The organism is Natronorubrum sp. A-ect3, assembly GCF_041821125.1.
Lineage (GTDB): Archaea > Halobacteriota > Halobacteria > Halobacteriales > Natrialbaceae > Natronorubrum > Natronorubrum bangense.
Genome location: NZ_JBGUBB010000001.1, coordinates 1,003,261 through 1,029,791, shown reverse-complemented (window position 1 = coordinate 1,029,791; position 26,531 = coordinate 1,003,261). Strand labels below are relative to the sequence as shown.

General features: G+C 63.7%; 25 protein-coding genes. 11 read left to right on the top strand and 14 right to left on the bottom strand.

Translation table 11 applies throughout. The features are described from left to right. Positions 1–12: 12 nt before the first annotated feature. The 4 genes from ACERJA_RS05175 to ACERJA_RS05160 all read right to left on the bottom strand — a co-directional run bounded on the left by ACERJA_RS05175 (position 13) and on the right by ACERJA_RS05160 (position 2,555). Positions 13–285: a hypothetical protein gene (locus ACERJA_RS05175; RefSeq protein ID WP_373607194.1), complete on the bottom strand. Its 273-nt coding sequence runs from the start codon at positions 283–285 to the stop codon at positions 13–15. A 74-nt stretch (positions 286–359) separates the two neighbouring features. Further along, entirely contained in the window at positions 360–1,199 is an 840-nt protein-coding gene (thiM, locus tag ACERJA_RS05170) for a hydroxyethylthiazole kinase (RefSeq protein WP_373607193.1), read from the bottom strand. Then, the gene (gene thiE / locus ACERJA_RS05165) at positions 1,192–1,860 is read right to left on the bottom strand and encodes a thiamine phosphate synthase (protein ID WP_373607192.1); all 669 of its coding nucleotides are present in this window, start codon (positions 1,858–1,860) and stop codon (positions 1,192–1,194) included. Before thiE ends, thiM begins: the two co-directional genes overlap by 8 nt. An 89-nt stretch (positions 1,861–1,949) precedes the next feature. Further along, a complete protein-coding gene (locus ACERJA_RS05160) occupies positions 1,950–2,555 on the bottom strand; it encodes an N-acetyltransferase family protein (protein ID WP_373607191.1) in 606 nt (201 codons plus the stop codon). Positions 2,556–2,766: 211 nt separating this feature from the next. On the opposite strand from ACERJA_RS05160, the gene ACERJA_RS05155 reads away from it, so the two are divergent. Continuing rightward, entirely contained in the window at positions 2,767–3,687 is a 921-nt protein-coding gene (locus ACERJA_RS05155; protein ID WP_373607190.1) for an LLM class oxidoreductase, read from the top strand. 15 nt (positions 3,688–3,702) lie between these two features. Here ACERJA_RS05155 and solA read toward each other — a convergent pair whose 3' ends face one another. Both solA and ACERJA_RS05145 read right to left on the bottom strand, forming a co-directional pair. Then, positions 3,703–4,833, bottom strand: a complete 1,131-nt coding sequence (gene solA, locus ACERJA_RS05150; RefSeq protein ID WP_373607189.1) for an N-methyl-L-tryptophan oxidase — start codon at positions 4,831–4,833, stop codon at positions 3,703–3,705. Between the two features lie 99 nt (positions 4,834–4,932). Then, positions 4,933–5,337, bottom strand: a complete 405-nt coding sequence (locus tag ACERJA_RS05145) for a hypothetical protein (protein WP_373607188.1) — start codon at positions 5,335–5,337, stop codon at positions 4,933–4,935. Between the two features lie 127 nt (positions 5,338–5,464). On the opposite strand from ACERJA_RS05145, the gene ACERJA_RS05140 reads away from it, so the two are divergent. Beyond that, positions 5,465–6,823: a restriction endonuclease gene (locus ACERJA_RS05140; RefSeq protein WP_373607186.1), complete on the top strand. Its 1,359-nt coding sequence runs from the start codon at positions 5,465–5,467 to the stop codon at positions 6,821–6,823. On the opposite strand, the gene ACERJA_RS05135 is transcribed toward ACERJA_RS05140, so the two are convergent. From ACERJA_RS05135 to ACERJA_RS05120, 4 genes are all read right to left on the bottom strand, one after another. Then, on the bottom strand, positions 6,824–7,381 hold the full coding sequence (locus ACERJA_RS05135) for a flavodoxin domain-containing protein (RefSeq protein ID WP_373607185.1): 558 nt from the start codon (positions 7,379–7,381) through the stop codon (positions 6,824–6,826). It lies immediately after the preceding gene. Between the two features lie 169 nt (positions 7,382–7,550). After that, entirely contained in the window at positions 7,551–10,088 is a 2,538-nt protein-coding gene (locus ACERJA_RS05130; RefSeq protein WP_373607184.1) for a heavy metal translocating P-type ATPase, read from the bottom strand. A 72-nt stretch (positions 10,089–10,160) separates the two neighbouring features. Continuing rightward, complete coding sequence (locus ACERJA_RS05125) at positions 10,161–11,369, bottom strand: hypothetical protein (RefSeq protein ID WP_373607182.1); 1,209 nt, start codon at positions 11,367–11,369, stop codon at positions 10,161–10,163. A gap of 129 nt (positions 11,370–11,498) precedes the next feature. Further along, on the bottom strand, positions 11,499–12,944 hold the full coding sequence (locus tag ACERJA_RS05120) for a sulfatase (RefSeq protein WP_373607457.1): 1,446 nt from the start codon (positions 12,942–12,944) through the stop codon (positions 11,499–11,501). A 230-nt stretch (positions 12,945–13,174) separates the two neighbouring features. On the opposite strand from ACERJA_RS05120, the gene ACERJA_RS05115 reads away from it, so the two are divergent. Next, a complete protein-coding gene (locus tag ACERJA_RS05115; RefSeq protein ID WP_373607181.1) occupies positions 13,175–14,557 on the top strand; it encodes a sulfatase in 1,383 nt (460 codons plus the stop codon). Between the two features lie 17 nt (positions 14,558–14,574). Here the strand turns inward: ACERJA_RS05115 and ACERJA_RS05110 are convergent, their stop codons facing one another. Continuing rightward, positions 14,575–15,543 (bottom strand): nucleoside hydrolase, encoded by a 969-nt coding sequence (locus tag ACERJA_RS05110; protein WP_373607180.1) that lies wholly within the window; start codon positions 15,541–15,543, stop codon positions 14,575–14,577. Between the two features lie 102 nt (positions 15,544–15,645). Between ACERJA_RS05110 and truA the strand changes: the two genes are divergently transcribed. The 3 genes from truA (at position 15,646) to ACERJA_RS05095 (ending at position 17,216) form a co-directional block, all read left to right on the top strand. Beyond that, positions 15,646–16,494 carry a tRNA pseudouridine(38-40) synthase TruA gene (gene truA, locus ACERJA_RS05105; RefSeq protein ID WP_373607179.1) on the top strand — a complete coding sequence of 283 codons (849 nt, stop codon included), beginning with the start codon at positions 15,646–15,648 and terminating at the stop codon, positions 16,492–16,494. Positions 16,495–16,536: 42 nt separating this feature from the next. After that, positions 16,537–16,779 (top strand): hypothetical protein, encoded by a 243-nt coding sequence (locus tag ACERJA_RS05100; RefSeq protein ID WP_006066284.1) that lies wholly within the window; start codon positions 16,537–16,539, stop codon positions 16,777–16,779. 116 nt (positions 16,780–16,895) lie between these two features. Further along, a complete protein-coding gene (locus ACERJA_RS05095) occupies positions 16,896–17,216 on the top strand; it encodes a NifU family protein (RefSeq protein ID WP_373607177.1) in 321 nt (106 codons plus the stop codon). An 18-nt stretch (positions 17,217–17,234) separates the two neighbouring features. On the opposite strand, the gene ACERJA_RS05090 is transcribed toward ACERJA_RS05095, so the two are convergent. After that, positions 17,235–19,892, bottom strand: coding sequence for a PAS domain S-box protein (locus tag ACERJA_RS05090; RefSeq protein WP_373607176.1), 2,658 nt, complete (start codon positions 19,890–19,892; stop codon positions 17,235–17,237). Positions 19,893–20,034: 142 nt separating this feature from the next. Between ACERJA_RS05090 and pepF the strand changes: the two genes are divergently transcribed. Continuing rightward, complete coding sequence (pepF, locus tag ACERJA_RS05085; RefSeq protein WP_373607175.1) at positions 20,035–21,846, top strand: oligoendopeptidase F; 1,812 nt, start codon at positions 20,035–20,037, stop codon at positions 21,844–21,846. Between the two features lie 40 nt (positions 21,847–21,886). Here the strand turns inward: pepF and ACERJA_RS05080 are convergent, their stop codons facing one another. Continuing rightward, on the bottom strand, positions 21,887–22,549 hold the full coding sequence (locus ACERJA_RS05080; protein WP_373607174.1) for a helix-turn-helix domain-containing protein: 663 nt from the start codon (positions 22,547–22,549) through the stop codon (positions 21,887–21,889). A 175-nt stretch (positions 22,550–22,724) separates the two neighbouring features. Between ACERJA_RS05080 and ACERJA_RS05075 the strand changes: the two genes are divergently transcribed. From ACERJA_RS05075 to ACERJA_RS05060, 4 genes are all read left to right on the top strand, one after another. Beyond that, positions 22,725–23,402 carry a hypothetical protein gene (locus tag ACERJA_RS05075; protein WP_373607173.1) on the top strand — a complete coding sequence of 226 codons (678 nt, stop codon included), beginning with the start codon at positions 22,725–22,727 and terminating at the stop codon, positions 23,400–23,402. 158 nt (positions 23,403–23,560) lie between these two features. Further along, the gene (locus ACERJA_RS05070; protein WP_373607172.1) at positions 23,561–24,793 is read left to right on the top strand and encodes a proteasome-activating nucleotidase; all 1,233 of its coding nucleotides are present in this window, start codon (positions 23,561–23,563) and stop codon (positions 24,791–24,793) included. A gap of 63 nt (positions 24,794–24,856) precedes the next feature. Then, entirely contained in the window at positions 24,857–25,336 is a 480-nt protein-coding gene (locus ACERJA_RS05065; RefSeq protein WP_373607171.1) for a pyruvoyl-dependent arginine decarboxylase, read from the top strand. 83 nt (positions 25,337–25,419) lie between these two features. Next, positions 25,420–25,818, top strand: coding sequence for a DUF5811 family protein (locus ACERJA_RS05060; RefSeq protein ID WP_373607170.1), 399 nt, complete (start codon positions 25,420–25,422; stop codon positions 25,816–25,818). A 315-nt stretch (positions 25,819–26,133) separates the two neighbouring features. Here ACERJA_RS05060 and ACERJA_RS05055 read toward each other — a convergent pair whose 3' ends face one another. After that, positions 26,134–26,529, bottom strand: coding sequence for a DUF6276 family protein (locus ACERJA_RS05055; protein WP_373607169.1), 396 nt, complete (start codon positions 26,527–26,529; stop codon positions 26,134–26,136). Positions 26,530–26,531: the final 2 nt, after the last annotated feature.

Genomic DNA, 26,531 nt, shown 5'->3' with positions numbered 1-26,531 from the left:
CCGCTCGAGTCATTACACGCCTTCGACTGTTTCGCGGAACGCACGGATCGACTCGAGGGCGTCCTCGACGTGGGTTGTGACATCGCTATCAGCGTCGGCTGCAACCTCGGTGAGGATATGTTCGTGCCGAGCGAGTGTGCCGTGGTCCGGACCGCGAGCGGCTTCGGCCAGCTCCGCGAACGCGTCCGATTGGTTCTCGAGCCGCTCACGGACGTCGTCGTCCGTCGCAGCGTCGGCTGCATCCTGTAGCGTTTCGGCAGCATCTGTGAGTTTTTCTCGCGTCATATGCTACCGTTCGACAGCGGTCGACAAAACGGTTTCATCGGTCGTGACCGGGACGTCGAGACAGCGTGGAACGATCAGGCGACGCGGTCGATCCGGTCCTCGAGATCGAGTCCTGAAACGGTTTCCGGCGTGAGTCCAGCAACGGTGTCGTGAAAGTTCGTCCGGTAGCTTTCCGGCCCATTGTGGTCGAGTTCGGCTGCGCGTTCTCCGGCGATCCCGAACGCAAGTGTGCCGTGGACGGCAGCCGTCACGGGATCCTCGAGTGCGCCATGGAACGTGGCGAGTGTGGCACCGAGCATACAGCCGGTGCCGACGACGTCCGACAGTCGGACGTGGCCAGCCGTGATGCGAACCGCCTCGTCGGCGGTCGCGACGACGTCTTCGACGCCGCTTGCGACGACCGTCGCACCGGTCGCGTCCGCAAGCGACTGGGCCGCGTCTTCGATCTCGTCGTACTCGCCGACAGATTCGACGCCGCGTACTTCGGCTTCGACACCCGCGAGCGCGCTGATTTCGCCGTAGTTGCCTTTGATAATCGAAAACTCGAGCTCCTCGAGTAAGGCTTCGGCGACCGATTTTCGAGTGGGGGTCGCACCGACGCCGACGGGATCGAGCACGATCGGGATGTCACGGTCGGCCGCGGTCGACCCAGCGTCGTGCATGGCCTCGACTTTTCCCTCGGGGACCTGCCCGGTGTTAAACAGGAGGGCGGCCGCACCGGCAGCCATCTCACCCGCATCGCCCGGCGAGTCGGCCATCACCGGGAGTGCATCCCAGTGGAGGGTTAGATTCGCGACGTCGTTCATCGTCACGGTGTTGGTCAGATGCTGGACGAGCGGCGTCGTCTCACCGATCGCCTCGAGCGACGACGCGAGGTCGTCACCTGAGACAGCGGCTGGAAGCGAGCTAGCCATCGTGTGGGGGTGTGTCTCCCACGGCCTTCGCAGTTTCGACGGCCATCGCGAGCGATTCGGTCGCCGCGCATGGGTCCTCGGCGGCGGTAATCTCGGAAATGACGGCCACGCCGACCGCGCCGGCATCAACGACCGAACCGGCGTTTGCGGCCGTTATCCCGCCAATACCGACGACTGGGATCGATACTGCGTCGGTGATTTCGGCGATCCGTTCGGGACCGACGCCGTCTTTGTACGCATCGACCGCCTTCGATGTCGTGCCGTAGACGGTCCCGACACCGAGGTAGTCCGCGCCGTCAGCTTCTGCCTGTCTGGCTTCGTCGACCGTCGACGCCGAACAGCCGATCACTGCCTCGGGGCCGAGCAACTCGCGTGCGACCGCGACCGGCAGATCCGACTGGCCGAGATGGACGCCGTCGGCATCAATCGCCTGGGCGATATCGACACGGTCGTTGACGATCAGGTCCACGTCCGCACCAGCAGTTATCTCGCGCACCTCGAGGCCGAGTTCATACCGCCGCTGTGCGGTCGTCTTCTTTTCTCGAAGCTGGACGACGTCGATACCGCCGTCGATCGCCGCCTCGACGATCTCAGTCGTCTCTCGGCCCGCAGACACCGACGCCTGCGTGACGAGGTAGGTTCCGTAGGTCGCGGGATTCATGTACAGACCAGCGGAACTGAGCCACTAAGTGGCTTCGGTCAGGCGAACAGACGCCAGGTAGTCGGCGCTGTACGCGCGCTGCGAACCACCTACGACAACTCGAGGTGATCCATCCCTGTCTGAACCAGCGCGTCCCAATCGGGCGACTCGCGCACCGCCGATAACGGCGTCGGCCGGTCCGGAGCGGCTTCTTTTTCGGCGATTGGCCGTCGCCACCAGGCGACGTCGTGCCACGCGTCCTGGGTGTACCCCATCGCGGGAAAGTCGGCGACGCGCTCGAAGCCGAGCCGTTCGTGGAACCGGACTGTCGCGGGGTTCGGCAGTGTCGTCACAGTGTAGGCATCGCAGTATCCCTGTCGCTCGAGGATCGCAAACAACGACGCGTACAGCGACTGGCCGACACCCGACTGGCGGACACCGTCAGCGACGTAGACGGAGAGTTCGACCACCCACTCGTATGCGCGACGCTTCCGCAGTGGCCCCGCATAGGCGTAGCCGACGACCTCGCCAGCGTGTTCACAGACAAGCCAGGGATAGCGCTCGAGCGTCGAGTCGATGCGCTCGGCCATCTCGGTCTCGGTCGGTGGGGTTTCCTCGAAGGTGACTGCCGTCGAGTCACAAAACGGGGCGTAGATCTCCCGAACTGCGTCTGCGTCGCCTGGCTCTGCGATCCGGATGCGGGGATCGGACTCCATAGCGGTGGCTCTCAGCGCGGCGGCAATAAACGCGCGGAACTCGACGGCCGGCCTCGAGACAGCAGCGACGAGCCAGCGACCGTGTCTGCCGGAGCCGAATTCGATGGGCAGTGACGACCGCTCGTCGATCTCGCTGCTCGAGTGTGCTGTGACAGCGCCGGGCCGTTGTGAACGAACACTGTCTTGTGGATCGGGAGGATAACTCGATCGAATGTCTCCTGACGACGCCAACGCGGGCTACCGGCGGCTGTTCGACCGCGATGGACTAACCTTCGGCGCGGGCTTTCCGCTCACTGGCACGAACCGATCGACGCCAGCTCCCGGACGCGAGATCGACCTCGCGAAACACGCCGAGGCGGTCGGTTTCGACGGCCTCTGGGCGCGGGACGTCCCGACCTACTGGCCGAAATTCGGCGATGCCGGCCAGACGTTCGACACCTGGCCGTGGCTCTCTCACGTCGCCGCCCACACCGACGATATCGCACTCGGGACCTCGAGCGTCGTGCTCACGCTCCGGCATCCGCTTCACGTCGCGAAATCCGCGGCGACGGTCGACCAGCTCTCGGATGGCCGGCTCGTCCTCGGCGTCGCCTCCGGCGACCGCGACCCGGAGTATCCGGCCTACAACGTCGATCGCGAGGAACGTGGCCAGCTGTTTCGCGAGTCCGTCGAGGCGATGCGAACCGTCTGGCGAGAGGAGTTCCCGGAGTTCGAAGGCCAGTGGGGCCAACTCGAGGGCGACCTCGACGTGGTCCCGAAGCCGACGACGGGGACGATTCCGCTCCTGCCGACGGGTCATGCTCGCCAATCCCGAGAATGGATCGCCGACCACGGCGATGGCTGGCTGTTCTATCACTTGCCCGAGCGCACCCTCCAGAACTATCTCGTCGACTGGCGCGAGACAGCGGGCGAAAAGCCGTTCACGATCGCGATTCGCGTCGAACTGGCTGACGACCCAACGGCAGAGCCCGAGCCGCTCCATCTGGGCTTTCACGCCGGCATCGAGTGGTTTCAAGACTACTTCCGACGGCTCGAGGAGTACGGTCTCGACCACGCCATCGTCGGCATCCAGAACGACGACAAAGAAGCCGCGCTGTCGACGTTCGCCGACGAGATTATCGACACGCTGTAGCGACGTGTCGACGCGTCAGAACCGATCGATCGAGAACAGCTCAGTCGGATGGTCAGTCTCGCCCTCGAGTGCGAGATCGGCCAGGATCTCGCCAATCACGCTGGCGAATTTGAACCCGTGACCCGAGAAGCCAGCGCCGACGGTGACCTGTGGATGGTCGGGCAGCGTATCGAGGACGAAGTGATCGTCGGGTGTGTTGGTGAACAGACAGGTTTGCAGGCGCATCGTCGGTCCTGCGCCGTCGGGGAAGTACTGTTCGGCGAACGCCCGAAGCAGTCGTTCGTCCGCCTGTGTTGGTTCGCGCTCGAGAGCGTCGGGATCGACCGTCTCCTCACGGTGGTTGTAGCGACCGAACTTGAACCCTGGCACGTCGTGGACGGGAAAGCCGTAGTATCTGCCCTCTGGCACCTGCAGATTCCAGACCGGGAACTGCGCTGGCGTGAACAGGTCGGGTTCGTGGGGCTGGAGCCACGCGAGGACCTGTCGCTCGGGGACAGCGACTCCCTCGAGTGCGTCGACGAACTGGGCCGCCCAGGAACCCGCAGTGAGCACCAGTTTGTCTGCCTCGTATCGGTCGTAATCGGTTTCGACGCGAACGCCGCCGTCGGCCGTTGGCTGCCAGTTGACGACGCGTTCTCGAGCGCGGATCGTCGCACCTGCCCGGTGGGCACGGTTGACGTGAGCGACGATACACTGCTCGGGGACGAGATAGCCACCGTCGGGCTGGTAGATCGCTTCGTACTCCTCGGGCAGCCCGTAGCCCGGATATCGCTCGCCGAGTTCCGCACCCGAGAGCTGTTCGTACGTGAGGCCGTGTTCCTCACAGGAGCGTCTCGACCCCTCGACGAGCGGGTCGCCGGCCGGCCCGGCATCGATCGAGCCGGTTCGATAGAGTAGTTGCCGATCGTGATCGGCTTCGAGGTCGTCCCACAGTTCGTACGCTCGTTCCAACAGCGGGACGTATGCGGGATGTTCGGCGTAGGCTAGCCGGATGATCCGGGTGTTCCCGTGTGAGGAGCCGTAGCTGTGTGGGATATCGTAGCGCTCGAGGCCGAGTACGTCGACACCGCGTTCAGCGAGGTGTGCGACAGTCGCGCTGCCCATGCCGCCGACACCGAGGACGATCACGTCGTACCGATCAGCCATAGCAAACGATGTAACGACGAGCGCGAAAACAGTTGGTATTCGGACTGGTAGACAGCTGCCGGCGTCTCCACACCCTGCTCGCTTGCGCGGCCACGCCGCTCAGTCGTCGTCCCGTTTGGCCCGTTCGCGCAACCGTCGCTTCTGGCGACGCTCGGTGACGTGGTCGACGCCGTCGGCCAGTTCGTCCCGAACCTCGTCTTCGAACGTGTCGACCTCCTCGAGAAACGCAGTCGAAAATTCTTCGACGAGTTCGAACGTCCACTGGTCGCTGACCGCCCCGGCTGGCAGATGGTTGTCCCGGAGTTCGTCCGCCCACTCCTCGTGGCCGGCCTCGCGAAGCCGGTTTTCGGCGTTGCTCATTCGGTCCATCGCGTGGCCGAGTTCGTGATGGAACTCGAGTAAGTTGCCGTAGGCCCGATAAACGTACTCAATACCGAGTTGCATGTTGTGGAGTGCTTCAGCTTCGGCGTCGCTCAACTCGAGGTCGTCGGGATCGGTCGACATACTTGTCGAACGACGGACGGGTGAAAAGGCGTTTCAGGCCCGGCAATGGGTGCCGATGTTCGGCAATCGAGACTGTCTCGAGTCGAAACGCTATCGGCGGTCGACTCGGTAGTCGGACCTGAACGTGATGGCGATACTCGACGACCTCTCGGGCTACGAGTTCGAGGACCTGATGGAGGACGTGTTTCGACACCTCGGCTACGAGAACGTCCGCCAATCACGACGGACGGCCGACGAAGGGCGAGACATCCTGATGGAGGAGGTCGTCGACGGGACCCGGCGGGCGGTCGTCGTCGAGTGCAAACACACGGCCACCGTGAGCCGCCCGGTGATCCAGAAACTCCACTCGGCGGCGGCGACCTACGAGTACGACGGCCCGGTCCGCGGGATGGTGGCGACGACCGGCCGATTCACCGACCCTGCCCGCGAGTACGCCCGCCAACTGGGTGACGGCGACGGCGGCGTCGAACTCCTCGATGGGCAAGCCCTCCGCGAGATCGGCGAGGAGATCGGGATGAACCTCTACAACGGTCGGATCGAGATCCTCTGTACTGAAACCCTCCAGCCGGTCCATCCCACCGCTGGCCGGGACGCCCCCGTCTTCGAGGCCGTCCGGGAGATCGACAATCTCGAGGCCGTGACGATTCCGACACCGGAGACGACGGTCTCTCTCGAGCCGATGGTGACCGTCCGCGCACGAACGGACGCCACGTTCGAGACGTCCGTCGGCGTCATCCACCGGATCGATGAGGCAAACGAGTTCGTTATTCACGCCGACCGCGACGCGCCCGCCGTGGCGACCGATGACGTGCGAGCCCTCGTCGCGACCCGAACGGCACCCCGGATCGACCTCGAGGACGCGGCGCTCGAGGCGACGTTCGACGGCGTCGAGCGCAAGCGTTTCGGCCAGACCGAGACGGCGTACAAGGAGTGGGCGATCGACCGCCTCCGGCAGGCCCACACGACGACGGTCCACTACACGGGCGGGAACAACGTCGACTACGAGAAGACCTGTACGCCAACGCGCTCGGATATCTCGGTTCAGGAGATCGATCCAGTCTACGTCCCACACGTCCGTTCGCTGCTCTCGCTTGGCGAATACGAGTACGAGTACAGCTATTACGCCGCTGGCCCCTCGCGGTCGACCACGACCAACGATCTGCAGGGGTGTGTTCACTGCGAGACTGCCGGCTCGAGTGCGTCGTACACCTACTGTGCCAACTGCGGCAGCATCAACTGCGACGACCACATCGAAACGGAGCGACTCGAGGGCGAGCCGGTCTGTTCCGGCTGTGCCGTCACCGAACGATTTGCGTTCAAGACGAAATACTTCTCCGACGAGGCCAATCTCGAGGCGTTCCGCGAGCAGTACGACGAGATGTCCGTCATCGAGAAGGCACAGGAAAACGTCCCGCTGGCCGTCGGTGCCGTGCTTGCCCTGCTGGTCGTGACACTCCTCGTCGCGAGTTCTGTCGGTGGCCTCTGATCAGGACTGTTCGGGTGCGTCGGGGAGCAACGCTGTGAACGCATCGACGAACGCCTCGAGTTCGTCCCAGTCGGTGTACTCGTAGTCACGTGCAGTGTCGGTGTCGCCGCCGGCTTTCCCCGCGATCCGGCGCATGACGACGCGTTTCAACAGGCCGTACTCGCTGTATTTGAGTGCGCCGGCGACCAGCAGCGTGGTGTCCGGCTCCCAGCCCGTCTCCTCGAGAAACGCATCGACGATCGCTTGGGCTGGTTCGCGGTCGTCAGGATCTGGGTGTGCGGCCGTCAGGCTAACCGAGAAAAACGCCGATGGGACGCGATTCAGCGCCTCGCTGTGCGTGTCGACGAACGATTCGACATACGACTGGTGAGACCCCATGTGGATCGATGCGCCGACGATGACGCCATCGTAACGCCCCGGGTCGAGCTCCGCTGGCGGGTGTTTTGCGTGCACAACGACGACGTCGTGGCCCGTGTCCTCGAGGGCGTCACCGATCCGTTCGGCGATCGTCGCCGTCTGACCCTCGCTCGAGCCGAAGGCGACGAGCACGCGGCCCATCAGCGATCCCCTCGCTGCTGTCGGCTCGTGTAATCGACCGGGACGACCCCACTGGACGGACGACCACCACTCTCGAAGACGGTCATACGAGTCCTAGGTGATGGAGCGCTATCAAGTACTGCTGTCATCGAACTGAACGTCTCGAGACCGGACTACTTCTCGAAAGCGTTCATTCGCCGTCCTCGAGCAGTGATCGTGAGGCGTTGCCGACGATCAGCAGGCCACTGGCAGCCAGTGCCGCGGTTGTGATCACGGGGCTCAACAGCCCTGCCAGCGCGACGGGGATCACGATCGCGTTGTAGACGAGCGCGAGCCAGAGATTCTGCACGACACGCCGGCGAGCGCCACGTGCGAGTTCGAACGCTCGCTCGACGGCAGTGAGGTCGTCCTCGACGATCGCGAGATCGGCTGCGTCGGCGGCAAGCGCCGTCCCGCCACCGAGTGAGATGCCCAGATCCGCTGCAGCAAGCGCGGGTGCATCGTTCGTCCCGTCGCCAACCATCGCCACACAGTTGTCGGCTCGCAGCCGTCTGATCGCTGCCGTCTTCCCGGCCGGCGAGACGTTCGCAAAGACGTGATCGATACCCGAGTGGGTTCGGAACCGAGCCGTCGCCGAGTCGTCGTCACCGGTCAAGACCACGACGTCGATGTCGCTGTCGGCGAGCGCCGTCACCGTCTGTGCCCACTCCTCACGCGGTTCGTCACCGACGACGATGATCCCCGCTGCGTGGCCGTCACGACCGACGACGACAGGGAGGTGACCGTCGTCTCGAACGGCCGCAACTCGCTGCTCGAGGCCGTCCTCGAACGTCCACCCCTGTTCGTGAAAGAGGTCGGGGTGGCCGACGAGCACTCGCTGGCCGTCGATGGTCCCCTCGACGCCGGTCGCGTGGCGTTCGAACGCCTGAATCTGTCCCTCGCGCTCGTCGTCTGTGCCCTCGTCTATGACACCGCCGTCGGTCCGTGTCGAGTCGCGCTCGTGGCCGTCGGCGAAGGCGTTCTCGATCGCTGCTGCGGCGGGATGTGCGCCACGGCGTTCGATCGCGCCGGCCGCAGCGAGGAGCGCTCGTGGCGCGTCTGCCTCGAGGACGGTCATCTCGCCGGTCGTCAGCGTTCCCGTCTTGTCGAAGACGACGACGTCGACTGCGCGGAGCCGTTCGAAGACGCTCTCGTCGAAGACGACGATTCCGGACTCGAGTGCGTCGCGGATGCTCGTCGCGATCGAACACGGGGTTGCGAGCCCGAGTGCCCACGGACTCGCGACGATGACTGCCAGGAGGACAGCCGTCGTCGTGGCCATGACGCCCGCACCAAGGAGCACTGCTCCCAGACCGACGGCGATGACGACACCTACGACGAGCGGGAGGAGCATCCCGGCGAGGGCGTCGGCCCGTCGCTGAACGCCGTGGTCGGCGCTCTGAAGATTCCAGACGGTGCGTGTCAGCTGGTCGATACTGCTCGTCGTTTGCGTGCCGACGGCGACGACGGCAGCGTTGCCCGTCACGACGGAGCCGCCGACCACTTCGTCGCCGACGGATTTCGAGACCGGGAGCGACTCGCCGGTGACGACCGCCTCGTCGACCGTACACTCGCCTTCAGCGAGCGTGCCATCGACCGGGATTCGTTCGCCCGCGCGAACGAGCAGGCGGTCGGTGGCGTCAACGTCTTCGACCGGCAACTCTCGAGTCGTGCCATCGGACTCGAGGACACGGGCCGTCCCGACTTGCGAGACCGTGAGATCGGTCAGCCGATTCAGCGCCGTGCGCTTGACCGTCTCTTCGTAGAAAACCGCAGCCATCACGGTGGCAGCGACGAGAATCGTCAGGTCGTAATAGATCTGGGGATCGCCAACGACGAACGAGATCGTCCCATAACAGAAGGCGGCGACGATCGTCAGCGCCGCAAACAGATGTGTACTCGGCCGTCGGAGCCACAAACTCACGTACGCACCACGCAAAAGCGGCATCCCGGTCAGATAGAGCACGATCCCGGTCACCACGAAAAAGATCGGCAGGAACAGCATGCCATCGAAACTCGCAAACGCCTCGCCGTAGAGCCCGAACAGCCAGTAGTCGGTGAACGCGGAGAGATACACTGGATAAAACACGGTCATGTACGGCACCAGCAGAAACGAGCCGAAGACGATCCCGATGATGTACCGGATCTCGAGCATGTCCTCCGAGCGGCGTTTTCGCATCCCCCGCATCTCGCGGGATCGGTGTGTCTCATTCGAGTCCGCTGTGAGGGGATCAGTCTCGGCCGCGTCAGCCGCGTCTTCGCGACGGTACGCCGTGTAGCCGGTCGTAGTCAGGACAGCCTCGAGTGTCTCGGCGGAAACGCGCTCTGGATCGTGATCGACCCGAACAGCCTCCGTGACGTAGCTTGCCGCCGCGTTCGAGACGCCGGCTTGCTTTTCGGCGATCGACTCGAGATACGCCTCACAGAGCGCCGAATGCATGCCATCGATCCGGAAGAACGTCCGTGTCTGCGCCTCGGTCCGGGTGTCAGCGTCAGTCTTCGCCGGCGTCGGCTCCGCAGTGGCTGTCTCGGCGCTGTCGGCGGCTCCGAGTGCCGCGACGACCTCGCGACAGCCACTCGAGCAGAACGGACCATCCTCGTCCGTCTCTGGGGGTGTCTCGTCGCTCGACTCGGTGACCGTCGTCCCACAGAGGCGACAGCGGTCGTGGGCTGTTCGCTGGTCGCTCACTACAGAGAGATCCACCGCCGAGCACAATAACTGTGGTCGACGACCGGCTGCTCGTCCGAGCGTGCTGTCTCGTCAGCTGTGTTCGACCACGGTCCCACCCTCACCGACCGCCACCGCACGAGCCGGGCCGAGCGAGACTGCCAGCAACGAGCCAGCCGTGTCCGTGTCGAACCGATCCCATTCGGCCCCGGGGGATTGCCGCTCAAAGACGCTGCCGTCGCCAGCACACGCGACTGTTCGGTCCATGTGACGGGCCAGTCCCGACAGCGAGCCGTCGACGACGCGGTCAGGTGTCCACGTCGAACCATCGTAGCGGTGAACGATGCCGGTATCGTCGCTGACGGCGCAGTCCTCGTGCCCTCTCGTTGCGATGTCAGTGAGTGTTCCGTCGACTCCCTCGAGGCCGATACGCTCGAACGACTCGCCGCCGTCGGTCGTCTCGAAGACAGCGTCGTTGGTATCACAGCAGTAGCCGACCGCTGCGTCGGCGAGCGCAATCGCGCACAGACTCGAGCCGCTGCCGGGTTTGTCTGGGCCTGCCCAGTCGACTGTCCCAGCACGGTATCTGCCGCGAACGACGGCTCCGGAGCCAGTGATCAACAGCACCCGTTCGTCGCCGCTCGAGCCGCCGACGGCGACGCCCAGCCAGTTGTCTGTGATGTCTTCCGGGGCCGTATAGTTCGTGTGGCGGCCGGTTTCGCCGTCGATGCGACCGAGCACACCGCTGTCGCCGGCGATCCAGATCGCCTCGCCGTCTGCCGTCGCAGCCACGCCACGGAGGTCGGTGCCCTTGGCCGCCGGCCCGTCCTCAAGGACGGCGTCCCACTCGTTGCCGTCGCTCGAGAGGACGATCCCACCGTCGCCGACAGCGTAGCCGGCGTTCGACTTGGTGACGGTCACGTCGTGCAGCGTCGCGTCCGTGGGTGTCTCGGTCGTGTTCCAGCCGACGGGCGAAGCGTCGTTCTGGTCAGCCTGTCGTTCGCCCTCACTGGGGGGTCGCTCATCGTCGGGTTCGGAGTGCTCGCGTCGTGTCGCTTCCGGCGAGTCGACCGCTCGAGAGTCGCTGCCGTCTTCGAGCCGTCCTCGCTGGCGGAGATAGAGCACGATGGGCGGAACGACGTACATCGCGAGCGCGAGGCCGGCAAACCAGCGGTGAACGATCGTCAGCGTCCCGAACGCGGTCAGCCCGGCCGTCGCGACGGCGTGAACCCACGTCTTCGTGTACGACCGAAAAAACGGGACGAACCCCCCTTCCTCGAGTCGGACAGTGTGTGATGTCATTGCTCGACGCGTCGATGATTGTCGTTCGTCCCGTCGCTCGAGCCGAACTTGGTGTGGCAACTCGTCGGCGTCCGGTGTCGCGGACTGCCACTCAAACGGGTCCTGCAGACACGGCCGCGCTGTGGCCGGCTACAGATAGCCCAGATCCGCGAGTCGCTCTTTCGTCCCCTCGCGCATTGCAACGTCATCCGTCGTCCCAGCGTCTGAAAGTGGCTCGAATCGCTCCTCGAGGCGATTACGAAGCGTTCGGACCTGCGCGGACTCCTCGGCTGCGATGTCGGTGTGCTCGAGCGGATCCGTCTCGATGTCGTGTAGGCGCTCGAACCCGTCGTCGCTACGGACGTACTTGTACTTCGCCGTGCGGACGGCTCGTAGTCGCCGGTCGAACGCCCGGACTCGATCAGGAATGTCGCCAAACCGCGCCTCGAGGCGGTCGATCGATGGCTGGGGGGCGACGTACTCGGCGAAGACGGCGTCTCGCGGCTTCGACGTTGAATCCGGATGCATCGATCGGCTTGAGCCCTGCTCTCGGAGCGCTGAATCGTCGATGTCGACAGTCTCGAGCAGTGTCGCTGGCAGGTCAAGCAACTGGACCAGATCAGGCCGCTGGCCACCGCCGGTAAACGGCCCGCCGTGGACGACCAGTGGCACGTTGAGCAGTGTGTCATAGAGGTTGTACTGGTGGCCGAAAAAGCCGTGCTCGCCGATGTGTTCGCCGTGGTCGCCACAGACGACGAACAGGGTCTCGTCCCACGTTCCAGCGTCCTCGAGTGCCGTCCGAAGCTCGCCAAGCTTGTCGTCGACGTATGCAAGCTCCGCCCGGTAGAGGCCACGCAGCAGCGCGAACTCTCGATCGGAGAGCTCGTAGTCTTCGCAGTCGTAGGCGCGGGGGTCCTGCCGGATCGCGGCTGCCTCCTCGTAGCTCGCACCTTCGGGGAGGAACTGCTCGGCGTGCGCTTTTGGGGGATCGTACTCGACGTGTGGCTCGATGTAGTTACAGAACAGAAAGAAGGGCTGGTCGTCGTCTCGCGCCGTGAGCCAGTCGGCGATCCAGGCTGTCGACCGATCGGCACCATCGTCACCTGTCGGCTGAAGGAGTTCGCTGTAGAGAATGTTCGCCGTGTTGACCATCGGGTTGCCATCGAAAAGCCGCCGCCGCGTGGCTTGCAACTTCTCCCGAAGGTCCTCGCCACGGACGACTGCTCCCATATCCGCGTCGGACTGGATGTACTGCCAGCCTTTCCGTAACTCATCGAACCCGCGATCGAAGCCAAACTCCTCGGTGATCCAGGTGTTGTTCGAGACGCCGACAGTTTCGTACCCTGCGTCGGCGAACGCCTCGGGGAGCGTTCGTAACGCCTCGTCGAGATAGGTGTGCCCGCCATGTGTGCCGTGTTCGGATGGATAGGTTCCCGTAAACATCGAGGCGTGGGATGGAAGCGTCCACGGGGCAGTCGCAAACGCGTTGTCGAACGCCGTTCCCTCGTCTGCAAGCTGGGTCAGCGTTGGCGTTGTTTTCTGGCCGGTGCTTGCCGCTCGAGCCGTATCGAGAACGACGAGAACGACGTTCCGCACAGTCGAGTGTGACTCCGGATCACGTCCGTTAGCCGACACTGTGTCGTGTCCATTTGATTCCGCCATGGATGGCACAACTCCGCCCCTTGGAGGGAAGGCCACCAGCCCAGAGTATGCAGGTGATTCAGACTCCTGGAACGTACCGACGTCCAGACGGTCATCGCTGGGCGATATTCACGCGCCTGTAGCCGTCCGAACGCTTACTCCCGTTGTCCCCGTATCTTATCGCCGTGACCTCGCCTCATATCGTCCTCGTCCACTGTCACGACCTGGGGAAGTACGTCGGCTGTTACGGCGCGGCCGTCGATACCCCACGGATCGACGACCTCGCCGCCGACGGCGTTCGCTTCGACCGTCACTTCGTGACTGCACCCCAATGTTCGCCCAGTCGGTCAAGTCTGCTGACCGGGCGGCACCCACACCAGAACGGGATGTTCGGGCTTGCACACGCCGACTGGGAGCTTCACGACGACGAGCAACTCCTCCCCGAACTCCTCGCCGAAGCCGGCTACGAGACCCATCTGTTCGGGCTCCAACACGTCACCGAGTACCCCGACCGACTCGGCTACGATCGAATCCACACCGAACAGCCACTGACGGCGGAGACGCCGCCGTCGATTCACGAGACCGCTCGGGCTCGAACCGTCGCCGACGAGTTCGCGACAATGGCTACTGCCGGCGATCACGACGACCCCTTCTTTGCGTCTGTGGGCTTTTTCGAACTCCACCGTGTCGGAGAAAACGGGCACTTCGGCTTCGAAAGCGACCGCTACGAGACACCCGATCCCGAGACGGTCGATCCACTCGAGTTTCTTCCCGACCGGCCCGGGATTCGGTCGGATATCGCCGCAATGCAGGGAATGCTGTCAGCCATCGACGACGGCATCGGCACGGTCCTCGATGCCCTCGAGGACGCCGGCCTCGCCGATGACACGCTCGTCGTCTTCACGACCGAACACGGGCTGGCCATGCCTCGAGCGAAAGGCAGCTGTTTCGACCCCGGTATCGAGGCGACGCTTCTACTGCGGTATCCGGGCGTCCTCGAGTCGGGCCGCGTTGTCGACGACCTCGTGAGTAACGTCGACGTTTTTTCGACGCTGCTCGACGTTGCAGACGCGGAACTGCCCGAACTCGAGGTCGATGATGGAGGGATCGCCGGCCGGAGCTTCGCCCCGCTGTTGCTCGACGACGAGGACGGATACGAACCGCGTGATCGCGTGTTCGCCGGCATGACTTGGCACGACCGATACAACCCGACTCGAGCGATCAGAACGGAGCGCTGGAAGTACGTGCGCAACTTCTGGCACCTGCCAGCGGTCTATCTCACGACCGACATCTACTGCAGCGACGCCGGCCGCGAGGTCCATGAGGACTGTTACGGCGAGCAGCGAGCCTACGAAGAGCTGTACGATCTCGAGGCCGACCCGCTCGAGCAGCACAATCTCGTCGCCGGGGATGGGCCCGACGACCCCGACCTCGAGCGGACTCGCGACCGGTTTCGCGAGGAGTTACGCGAGTGGATGGTCGAGACCAACGACCCGCTGCTCGAGGGCCCCGTCCTGCCGGGTGACTGGGACGCAATCAGTCTCTCTTTGACCGACGGTCGGCGCTGAGTGGCCGATCCACAGCACTATCGCGACGATTGGAACCCGGTCGCTTCCACGTCGGCACGCGAGAGGGCGCGCTCGAGGCTCTCGGCGAGGACCGTTCGAAATCGCTCGTCGTCGACGCCGACGGCGACGGTGCCGTTTGGCGGCTCGCCTGTCACGCTGTTTGCGTCACAGACCAGCGCGCCGCGGTCGAGTTCCGAATCGGTGCCGACCGTCATCGGATAGGGGTCGGTTTCGAGGACCGCGTCGTCGACGAGCCCCGCAATCACGAGCGCGTCGTGGATCGCAGCCGACTCGATGCCGTAGCGCTCGAGGCGGTCATCGTCGTAGTAGGTGAGCCATTCGTCGATCGATCGACCCAGCGGATCGTCCTGCGGGAGCGACTCGACTCGATCGGGCGGAAGGGTCGCGCTCGTCGTAACGTCGAGGCCGACGATGGTGGGTGTGGCGTCTCGAACGACTCGCCGGGCCGCGTGTGGATCGGCGTGGAAGTTCGCTTCCGCAAGCGGCGTGATGTTGCCCGGCACGAACGCGGCCCCACCCATGACGATGAGCTCGTCGAGCAGCTCCGGTAGCTCGGGTTCGATCGCAAGGGCGAGTGCCACGTTCGTCAGCGGGCCAATCGCCGCAAGCGTGAGCTTACCCTCGTGTTCGCGGGCCTGTTCGATGATGAACTGGGCAGCATGGGTGTCGACGGGCTGTGTCTCGGGGCCTGGTGGCGGCAACTCGCCACGGATACCGCCCTCGCCGTGGATGTGTTCGGCCGTCTCGAGGTCGACGAGCAGTGGCCGGTCAGCACCCATTGCGACGGGGACGTCCGTCCGATTGAGCACCTCGAGAATCGAGCGGGCGTTCTCGGTTGTCTCCTCGACAGGGGCGTTTCCGTGGACAGTCGTCAGCCCGACAACATCGAGTTCGGACCGTTCCAGCGCCAACACGAGTGCGACGGCGTCGTCACAGCCCGGATCGGTATCGATCAGTACCGTCATACGGGAAGCGTCGGCCCTCGTGGTGTATATACTGTCGGTCGGCACCGTCGGGCGTGGGTTCGACGCCCCTAACACGGCCGCGCTCGTCGGTGGAACTGACTGATGCGCGCCTTTCGGATCGCCTACGACGGCACCGGCTACTACGGCTTCCAGCGCCAGCCCGACGTTCCCACTGTCGAGGACACCATCTTCGACGCCCTGCGCTCGCTTGGGGTCCTCGACTCCGACGCCGACAAGCCCGCGGGCTACGCCGCCGCCGGCCGAACCGACGCCGGTGTCTCCGCGCTCGCCCAGACGATCACTCTCGAGGGACCGGCGTGGCTGACACCGCGAGCGCTCAATGCCGAACTCCCCGCCGCCGTTCGGGCCTGGGCGTTCGCCGACGTCGACGACTCGTTTCACGCGACCCACGACGCGACGCGCCGGACGTATACGTATCACCTGTACGCGCCGGCCGCTGTTGACGACTCGAGTGCGACTCCAGCTGAAATCGAGCACCCAATCGACGACGACCGGTTCCACGCCGCCTGTGAGGCTCTTTCCGATACGCACGACTTCCACAACCTCACGCCGGACGACCACAACACCGAGCGCTCGCCGACGCTGTCGGCGACCCGCGACGGCGACTACCTCGTCGTCACCGTCACCGCGGGCGGCTTCGCTCGCGAACTCGTCCGGCGACTCGTCTCGCTCGCACAGACCGTCGCCACCGGTGCGGCGTCGTTCGCGAAAATCGACCGCACGTTCGAGTCCGAGCCACTGCCCGGCCACGAGGGAATCGCGCCTGCGCCGCCGGAGCCACTCGTGTTGACGGACGTCGACTATCCGGGCCTCGAGTTCGACATCGACGACGACGCTGCCTCGAGCGCACGGGCGGTCTTCGAGACGCGTCGTATCGACCGCCAGACAGGCGCGCGGGTCGCAGGGCAGGTCGCCGACGGCATCCAGTGAGTTGACGAGCGCTTTTTACGGTCGGCGATAATTGTTCAGCGCATGGAACTGTCGCCGGAAGAGTACGGTGCCTACTGGCGGGCGTCGATCTACGTTGCCGCAGGAATCGTCATCGCGTTTCTTGGCACCCGTCTCACGTCGCCGTTGCTCTCGCATCCAAACGCCGGGGCGATCGGGCTCGGTGTCTTCCTGTTCGTGACCGTCATCTTTGCGAGTACGTTCATCGCAATGCTCGGTGTTGCTCGCGTGGTCCGAACTGCGGTCGACGCTGAGCTGCGACGCTGATCACGCAGACCACCGTCGAGGCGACGCGCTCTTGCTCGAGCAGGGTCAGTCGTGTTCTTCTGGCGCAGATCCGAGCGGTGGACAGAGATTTATTCGCCCAGTCCGTTCGTGCTCCCATGAGCGACTCCGCCGACACCCAGTCTCCGGAAGACGCCGTCAGAGAAGCCGTCTCCCTGTTCCTCAAACGGAACTTCCCGCAGATCCAAGCCCACGGCGGCGACTCGTCGATCACCGAGGTCGACCTCGAGGCGGGCCACGTCTCGATCAACTTAACCGGCGCCTGCAGCGGCTGTGGCGTCAGCCCGATGACGACACAGGCGATCCAGCGCCGACTGCCCGGCGAAATCGACGAGATCGACCACGTCTCGGTCACCACCGGCTTCGATGGGCTGACGGAGGGGACGTCACGCGACATCTCGGACGACGTCCCGTTCTGAGCGGCGCTGTATTTTGAGTCACGCCCCGTCCTCGGAGACCGCTGGCAACGTCATCGAGAACGTCGATCCGCGTTCGGGTTCGGACTCGACCCAAATCTCACCATCGTGTCGTTCGACGATTCGCCGACAGAGCGCCAATCCGATCCCGGTTCCATCGTGCTTCTCGCGGCTATGGAGCCGCTGAAACACCTCGAAAATTCGGTCCGTCTCCTCGGGTTCGATGCCGATGCCATCGTCGCAGACCGAGACGACCCATTTTTCGCCTCTCCGTTCGGCCGAGACGTGAACCCGAGGCTCTCCCTCGCTGTACTCGAGTGCGTTCTCGAGGAGATTCTGGAACAGCTGTCGAAGCTGGCTCGCATCGCCCTCGACCGTCGGCAGCGATGCAGTCGTAATTTCGGCGTTGGTCTCGATGATCCGAACCTCGAGGTCTCTGAGAACGTCTTCGAGTACTGCGTCGAGATCGACCGGCTCGAACGGGCCACCCTGGGCCTCGACACGCGAGTACTCGAGCAGCCCCTCGATCATCGACCGCATTCGCTCGGCGCCCTCGACGGCAAAGGAGAGAAACTCACGGCCGTCATCGTCGAGTTTGTCACCGTAGCGGCGCTCGATCAGCTGGAGATAGCTCGAGACCATCCGTAACGGCTCCTGTAAGTCGTGGGAGGCGGCGTAGGCGAACTGCTCGAGGCGTCGGGTTTCGGCTTGTAACTCGTCGATGTACTCCTGGCGTTCGAAATGAAACGCAACGAGCGTCGCGAGCGTCTCGATCAGCTGTTGTTCGTCCTCGAGAAACGGCTCCGTGTCCGTTTCTGGCTGACTCGTTGTGCGGACGACGTCGATCGTAACTGGCGTGTCGTTTGCCGTGGTGGCGGTGGCAGCGATCGATTGCTCGGACGGTTCGTACGATTCGGTGGCTGCCTCGTGTTCACCGACCGAAACACACGCTGCGGTCCGGTCTGGATACCGAAACGACTGCGGGAGTTTCGTTACGAACTCCTGGAGTAGTTCCTCAGTCGGTTGCTCACCGGTTTTGAGCAAGTTCGTGGCGAGTCTGACCGTGGCGAGTTCTTTTTCGCGTTCCTTGAGTTCCCGCTTGCGCCGTTCGGCGACCGCTCTCAGCTCGGTAATCTCCGTCGCCGTCACGACGACTCGCTCCGGGTCGCTCTCCTCACTGGTGATTGGCGCGGCGTTAACCGACAGCCATCGCCGCTTTCCGTCCGGGTCCAACAGGACCTCCTGATCGTACAGCGGCTCACCCGTCTCGAACACCCGAAACGCGGGCCGTTCTTCGACCGGAAGGAACGCCCCATCCGCGTCGAACATCGCTCGTTGGCCGGCGGTGTACGCCGAGGCGTCTTCCGCTGGGAGCTCGAGCAGTTGTGCCATCCGCTTGTTGGCTCGGCTGGTCGAGCCATCCGGGTTCACGACTGCGATCCCAACCGGACTGGTCTCGAGGATCTGCTCGATCAGGTTGCGTTCATGTCGCAGCTGCCGTTCCCGTTCCCGTCGGTCAGTCATATCCCGCGTGACCTTCGCATACCCCTGTAACTCGCCGTCAGTTCGAATTGCCGTGATCGTCACGTTCGCCCAGAACGTCGAGCCGTCGGCACGGACACGCCAGCCTTCGTCTTCGACCATACCTGTCTCGCGTGCCTGTGTGAGATTCTGCTGTGGAACGTCGTCTGCACGGTCCTCGTCGGTGTAGAACACGGAGAAATGCTCGCCGATGATCTCCGCTTCGTCGTAGCCTTTGATCCGCTCTGCCCCCTCGTTCCAGCTGACGACGTGCCCCTCGGTGTCGAGCATGAAGATCGCATGCTCTTCGACTGCGTCGACCAACGACTCGAATCGTTGGTTGCTCTCAACCCGGGCCAGTTCCGTCTCTTTTCGGTCGGTGATGTCGTAGTACAGTTCGATTCGACCACCGGCGTACGGCCCTGACTCGAGCGGTGTACTCCGATGCTCGAGCCAGCGCCCCTCGCGATCAGGCCCCGGCGTGATGTGACACTCGAACTGTTCGACGTCGGTGTTGTCATCGTCGGTCTCTGCGGACGCATCGGGCTCAGCGAGGGAGGTTCGAGTTGTCTCCTCGATCACCGTCCGCTTGTCCTGCCCGATGACGTCGCTTCGGTCCACACCGAAGTACGCTTCAGCAGTCTCGTTGATCCAGACGACGTCGAACGCATCGTCGATGACAACCATGCCGACATCCGCTTCGTCGATCACGGTCGCAAGCGGTTCGGATACTGCTGTGGCCGGTGGCTGATCGGGTTGGCGCGCTCCGTTCTCGATCGGTCGAACGACGCCGACGGTTCCATCGACCTCGCCGTCTGCCACGAGCGGACTGACCTGCATTGTACACGGCCGTCGGTCGCCATCAGCAGTCTCGATCGCGGTCTCGAACGTGGTGTTGGCGTCACTCTCGAGTCGGGTTCGGAGATCATCAAACCGCTCACCGTCTTGCCCGTCGACGAGACTCGAGACGTGCTCGCCAAGCACGTCATCACGAGTGTGGCCCGTTAGCTCGACGAACGCGTCGGTGACCGCAATGAAACACCCATCGGCATCGAGCCGATAGACACCGTCGTCGACGAGATCCGCGACCGTCCGGTACTCCCGTCCGGGTCTCTTGTCGTCCGCCTGGGAGTCACCCGTTGCGTCCCGATTACCCATTGCACGGTCCACTCGGTAGACGTAGTTAAACCCTTTTCCCAGCCGGACAATCGCCACACCCCGGTAACAGGCGCTTTCGCCGCGTTGTATACTACCTTCGGCGTCCGACACGTTTTACCACCTCCGTTCCGAAATCGGGGGTATGAGTTCCGTTCCCGACCGCTCCGAGGTCGACGAGGAGTATACCTGGGCCCTCGAGAGCATTTACGCGACAGACGACGACTGGGAGGACGCCTACGAATCAGTCGCCGAACGTGTCGACGAGCTCGCGGCCTACGAAGAGCAGGTCACCGACGATGCCGAAACGCTCCTGTCAGTCCTCGAGTTGCGCGATGAGATCATGCGAGAGGTGGCGACGGTCGCCGCCTACGCCCGAATGCGCCGCGACGAGGATACGACCAATCAGGAGTATCAGGCACTGACAGCGCGAGCGCAGTCACTCGCCGCCGACGCACAGTCTGCGGCGTCGTTCATCGATCCCGAGATTCAGGACCTCACTCGAGAGGCGTTCGAAACGATGGTCGAGGCCGAACCCGACCTCGAGACCTACGACCACTACATCGACGACGTCCTCCGGATGAAACCCCACACCCGCTCGGCGGAAGTCGAGGAACTGCTCGCCGACCTGAGCGAGGTCACGGGCGCAACGGGTGACGTCTACACCATGCTCTCGAACGCCGACATGGAGTTCCCCACCGTCGAGGACCCTGATGGCGAGGCTGTCGGGATTACCCAGAGTAATTTCGTCAACCTGCTCAAACGCCCCGACCGGGAGTTTCGCCAACAGGTCTACGAGGAGTACTTCGACGAGTGGGAGGCGGTTCGGAACACGGTCGCGTCCACCTACAAAAACAGCGTCAAAGCCGACGTCAAGACGGCCCAGGCACGCAACTACGATACCGCTCGCGAAGCCGCTCTCGATGGTCCCAACGTCCCCGTCGACGTCTACGACACGCTCGTCGAGACCGTCCACGACAACCTCGATAAGCTCCACCGCCACGCCGAACTCAAACAACAGGCGCTCGAGGTCGACGAGCTCCAGATGTGGGACATCTACATGCCCCTGACCGGTGACGAAGGGCCGGAAGTCGACTACGAGCAGGCGACCGAGTACGTCGTCGACGCGCTCGAACCGCTGGGCGAAGCGTACCAGTCTCGCGTCGCCGACGGACTCGACTCCCAGTGGGTCGACGTCTACGAAAACGAGGGCAAACAGTCCGGTGCCTACTCCGGGGGGACCTACGACACCCAGCCGTTTATTCTGATGAACTACCAGGACGACATCTCCTCGATGTACACGCTGGCCCACGAACTCGGCCACTCGATGCATTCGGAACTGACGAAAGACGAACAGCCGTTCGTCTACTCGGGCTACGAAATCTTCGTCGCCGAAGTCGCCAGTACGGTCAACGAGGCCCTGCTGACGGCACACTTACTCGAGACCGTCGACGACCCCGAGTTCCGCAAACACGTCTTGAACGAGTTCGTAGAGCGCGTGCGCTCGACGCTGTATCGACAGACGCTCTTTGCGGAGTTCGAACACAATGCCCACGAACTCGAGGAAGCGGGCGAGCCACTCACGGCCGACCGTCTCGACGATCTCTATTGCGGACTCAAAACGGAGTACTACGAACCCGCCGCGATCGACGACCGGATCGCCCGTGAATGGATGCGCATCCCTCACTTCTATCGGGCCTTCTACGTCTACCAGTATGCGACCGGGATCTCCGCCGCGCTGGCCATCGTCGACGATATTCTGCCGAACGGTGCCGGCGGCGAGCCGGACCGCGACGCCGCCAACGACTACCTCGAGTTCCTCCAGCGTGGCTCCCGCGAGTATCCCCTCGAGCTGTTGCGGATCGCCGGCGTCGACATGAGTACGTCCGAGCCGATCGATCGTGCCCTCGAGACCTACGGCGAGCGACTTGAGGAGCTAGAAGCGCTGCTCGACTGATCGGGGACGGATCGTTTTCACCTGCGGAACCGACGCCCGCTCACGGCGGGCGGTCGATGTCGTCGAATCGACCGCCGGAAGCGCCTGTCAGCGCTTGCGTCAGAATCCGCCGTTCGCCGCGGCGGAGAATCCCGCTTGCCGTCGACTTATCGATCCCGAGGTCCGACGCGAGTTCGGCGAGCGTACACTCTCGCGGGACGTCGAAGTAGCCCGCCCGGAGTGCCGCCTCGAGCACTGTTTGTTGCCTGTCGGTGAGTAGACCGCCCGTCTCTCGGGTTTCGACGCACGACAGGAGTTCGTATCGGTAGTCGATTGCATCAAGCGCGTCGCAAAGGCGGTCGAACGCCGTGTTTGTGCCGGTAAAATCCAGCACGTACCATCCGTTTCGAACGTCGATCGGAAACTCCGGCGGGAAAGCGGAATCCTTGATGAAGGCGTAGAGATCCGTATCAGTCGTCTCGTACTTCGCGAGTGATCGATCGTCGGTTACCTCGAGTCGTTGGTAGCTCTCGATCGACGGGTGGGCCGCGATCCGCTCCGAGATGGGGCGTGGCTCTCTGGCGATGACCTCACCGAGTTCAACCGCTGTCTCGCCCATCTGGACGCCGGTCAGTAATCGGAACGTCGCGTCGGGAAACGCCTGTGACAGGTCAGTCACCCAGATGCCCTCCGGGAGCTGAATCCGAAACGATGCTGTGATCATTCCGTTCCGTTTTGTATTGGTGCCCACTGTACCAATCGCTTTGGGTCAGAGTGCCAGCCGCGTCGGCTGCCACGTGGGATCGCCAACATGTTGGGGGAAGCTATTCCCTGTGAGTCGTCCAGTCCATAGCCATGCTCGAGAGACGAACACGGGTCGACAGACGCGAGGTGTATCGATGACGGGCGAGAGTGAACTCAACTCGCTGCTCGCTGATCCGCTTCTTTCCATCCACATCGTCGCGGGAGTCGTGGCGCTCGGGGCGGGGCTTGGCGCGATCGTGACACGAAAGGGTGGCAGGCGACACAACGTCGCCGGGAAGTGGTACGTGTTGTCGATGGTGATCGTCGTTGTGACGGCGCTTCCGCTCGCTGGCCGAGACGAAAACTGGTTTCTCCTCGCGATCGCCGTGTTCAGCGGCTATCTGGTGTTCGGGGGGTACCGGGTAATCGCACGCCGACGGGCTGGGCTGACAGCACCGACGAGGATCGATTACGCTGGCCACGGAACGATGGTGCTTACTGGGGGGCTGATGCTGACCGCAGGCGGCTGGCAAACGATCACTGGGCCAATCGGACTGGCACCTGCTCTGGCCGTGTTCGGTGCTATCGGAGCCGGGTTCGCCATCCGCACGCTGGACGAACTCCGCTCGCCACCAGCGGATCGCCGCCCGTGGCTCAGTTCGCACATCGGGTTCATGGGTGGTGCCTATATCGCGACCGTGACCGCCGCGATCACGGTCAACCTCACAATGATCCCGGCGCTGGTCCGCTGGTTGGGGCCAACGGCGATCGGCGTCCCGTTTCTCATCTACGCGATTCGGGACTGGGAACCACAGCCCACTTCCACGCAGTGACCGCTTGTCCGTTCGACATCCCCCAGTCGGTCCCTGTAATCCGCGCTGCAGGGCTGCGAACGGGAGAAACGCCGCCGACGGCATTAGACGGGTGACGCAAAAACCGTCCGCGACCCAAAGGCACATTTATCATGGGGGACTTACCAGCGTACGTCAGGATGTCTCGAAGCCCGTCTATTCCAGACCGACCTCACCGCGATATCGATCCCGATCTCCCCGACGATGAGCGGCTCGAGGCGCTCCGCGGGCATTATGCCGATCTCGTGGACGTCAATGAACAGCTCTCCGAACAACTCGAGAACGCCGAAGACCGTCGTCAGCAACTGCGCGAGCGCGCCGACCGCGTCGAGCGCGAAAACGAGACGCTCAAAAGCTCCTCGCTATACATCGCGACCGTCGAGGACGTCCTCGAGAACGACGAGGTAATCGTCAAACAGCACGGTAACAACCAGGAGGTGCTCACCGACGTCTCGCCGCGCATTCTCGAGCAGGTCAGCGCCGGCGACCGCGTCGCCGTCAACGACTCGTTTGCGATCCAGACGATCTTGGACGCCGAAACCGACGCGCGTGCCCAGTCGATGGAGATCACCGAGAAGCCGGCGGTCACCTACGCGGATATCGGCGGAATCGACGAACAGATCCGCGAAGTTCGCGAGGCCGTCGAACAGCCACTTGCCGAACCCGAACTGTTCGACGAAGTCGGCATCGAGCCGCCAAGCGGTGTGTTGCTGTACGGCCCACCGGGCACCGGCAAGACGATGCTCGCCAAAGCGGTCGCTCACGAGACCGACGCGACGTTCATCAAGATGGCTGGCTCGGAACTCGTCCGTAAGTTCATCGGCGAAGGCTCCCGGCTCGTCCGCGATCTCTTCGAGATGGCTCGCGAGCGTCAGCCAGCGATCATCTTTATCGACGAGATCGACGCAATCGCAACCACACGCACGGAATCGAAGACCTCCGGCGACGCCGAGGTCCAGCGAACGATGATGCAACTGCTCTCCGAGATGGACGGCTTCGAGGCCCGCGGTGAGATCCGCATCATCGCCGCGACGAACCGATTCGACATGCTCGACCGCGCCATCCTTCGTCCCGGCCGGTTCGACCGCCTCATCGAGGTGCCCGAACCCGACCGCGACGGCCGCGAACAGATTCTCCAGATTCACACCCGCGGCATGAGCGTCTCAGACACCGTCGACTTCGAGGCGCTGTCCGAAGAGACTGAGGGGTACTCCGGTGCCGAAATCGAAAGTCTCGCCACCGAAGCCGGGATGTTCGCTATCCGCGACGACCGCGACGAAGTCAACCACGGTGACTTCCTCGAGGCCTTAGAAAAGATCGAAGACGATGACTCGAGTGACGTCATCTCCTCGGCTGGCTACTTCTACCAGTAAGACTCCTGAACCGTTTCACTGTTGGATCGCAACGCCTTACGCCGTCCATCCCCGAACACGGATATGAGTCTGATTCGAGTCGTCTGGGGATCGGCATCTGCGCCGACCGAAATGGCCTCCTACGACGCTGCACTCGCAGCGGCAGGCGTCGAAAACTACAATCTCGTCTCCGTCTCGTCTGTTATTCCGGCTGCGACCGCTGTCGAAGCCGTCGGCACCGCACCCGACCTCGGCCCCGCTGGCGAACGGCTGACCGTCGTCGAGGCTCGAGCCACCACGGCCGGCCCGGGACAGGTGTCCGCCGCGCTCGCGTGGTCCCAATCCGCCAACGACGGGCCGGGACTGTTCTACGAAGTTGCGGGCGAGACTGACGCCAACGACGTCGACCGGCGCGTCCACGAGGGGCTGCGTGCAGGACAGGAGCTGCGTGACTGGGAGTTCACCGAGCCGAACGTCGTCGTCGAGAGCGAGCAGGCCGAGTCAGGGACGTACACGACAGCACTCGTACTGGCTGTCTACGGCGACAGCGAGCCGATTTGCTAGTCTGTGACAAGTCGCCTCGTCTGGATTGTCTGAAGGCGAATCCTTTTCACCCGTCAGCGCATTGGTCCGGGTACACACTTCTCATGAACGGAAATACGCCGTACGCAGGGCTGCCGGGAGAAACTGGTGCTGGTCAGCGTGCCGCGGCGGACGTTCCGGACCTCTCGAGGGCACAGAAACGTCTGCTTCACCGTGATGTCTCGCGAATCGCTGCTCGAACGCGAGAGTTCCTCCCTGATGAATACGTTGTCGACTCCGATATCTCCAGTGGACTCACCGGTCCACAGGTCACCGTCGCCGTCCGACCGCCGATCGGCCACGCCGTCAGTGCTGGCTTTACCCCGGACGTCGAAGAGGTCGCAGCCGCTGAAGAAGTCATTACTGCCGCCGAACGCGACGAGGTCGCCCGTGGCCTCGCTGCAAGCGCTGCACTGCAGGTCAAACAGGCCGTCAGTGACGGCGTTACTCCGACCGCGAAGTAACTCCACGCTCGATCCTCGGGCATCGCGCCCACACGTTTTCACCGACCAGAAAGCCGTGGCTATCACCGACTATCGTAGCCACTGACCGTCAGTGCGCACCCGATCGCACGACAGCTGTGCGGTCGGGTGCAACCAGTTTCAGTTGGTACTATCGCAACTCAGTATCGCGGCTCCGGAGCCCCGACGTGGCCACTCGAGTCGCCAGTGCGAACTCATAGGGATTCTCGTAGCCTGCCGGTTGTCGCTGTCCAGACGTGCAGTTTCCGTGGCTCGGTTTCCATGCCGCAACCCTATGCCCGTCTACGAGAATTCCTATCAGTACAACAGCTGCTCGAGTTGGTGGCGTCGTCGCTCGAGGTCGATCGCTGGCTCCACCGTGGGATCAGCACTGAGCCGGTCGAGAACCAACAGCGGGTCCGTTCCCGCCCGCTCGACGTCCTCGAGTAGCGTCTCGATCGCTGACCGGTTGGTCGCAAGCGAGGAACACAGCCCCAGTGCAAGCGCCAGTGGGACCGCTGCGTTCGCCGCCGTCGGAAACGCATCACTGACGCGCGTAAAATCCGGCTCGTCGACCGACTCGATCGATGTCGATTCGACGGTCAGACAGCGCGTACAGAGTGTCGCCGCCGCTGATTCGTCCGGCGTGTAGGCTCGATACTCCTCGGGAACGGAAAACACGATCGTCGATGCGTCACACGCTGTGCAGGCCATGG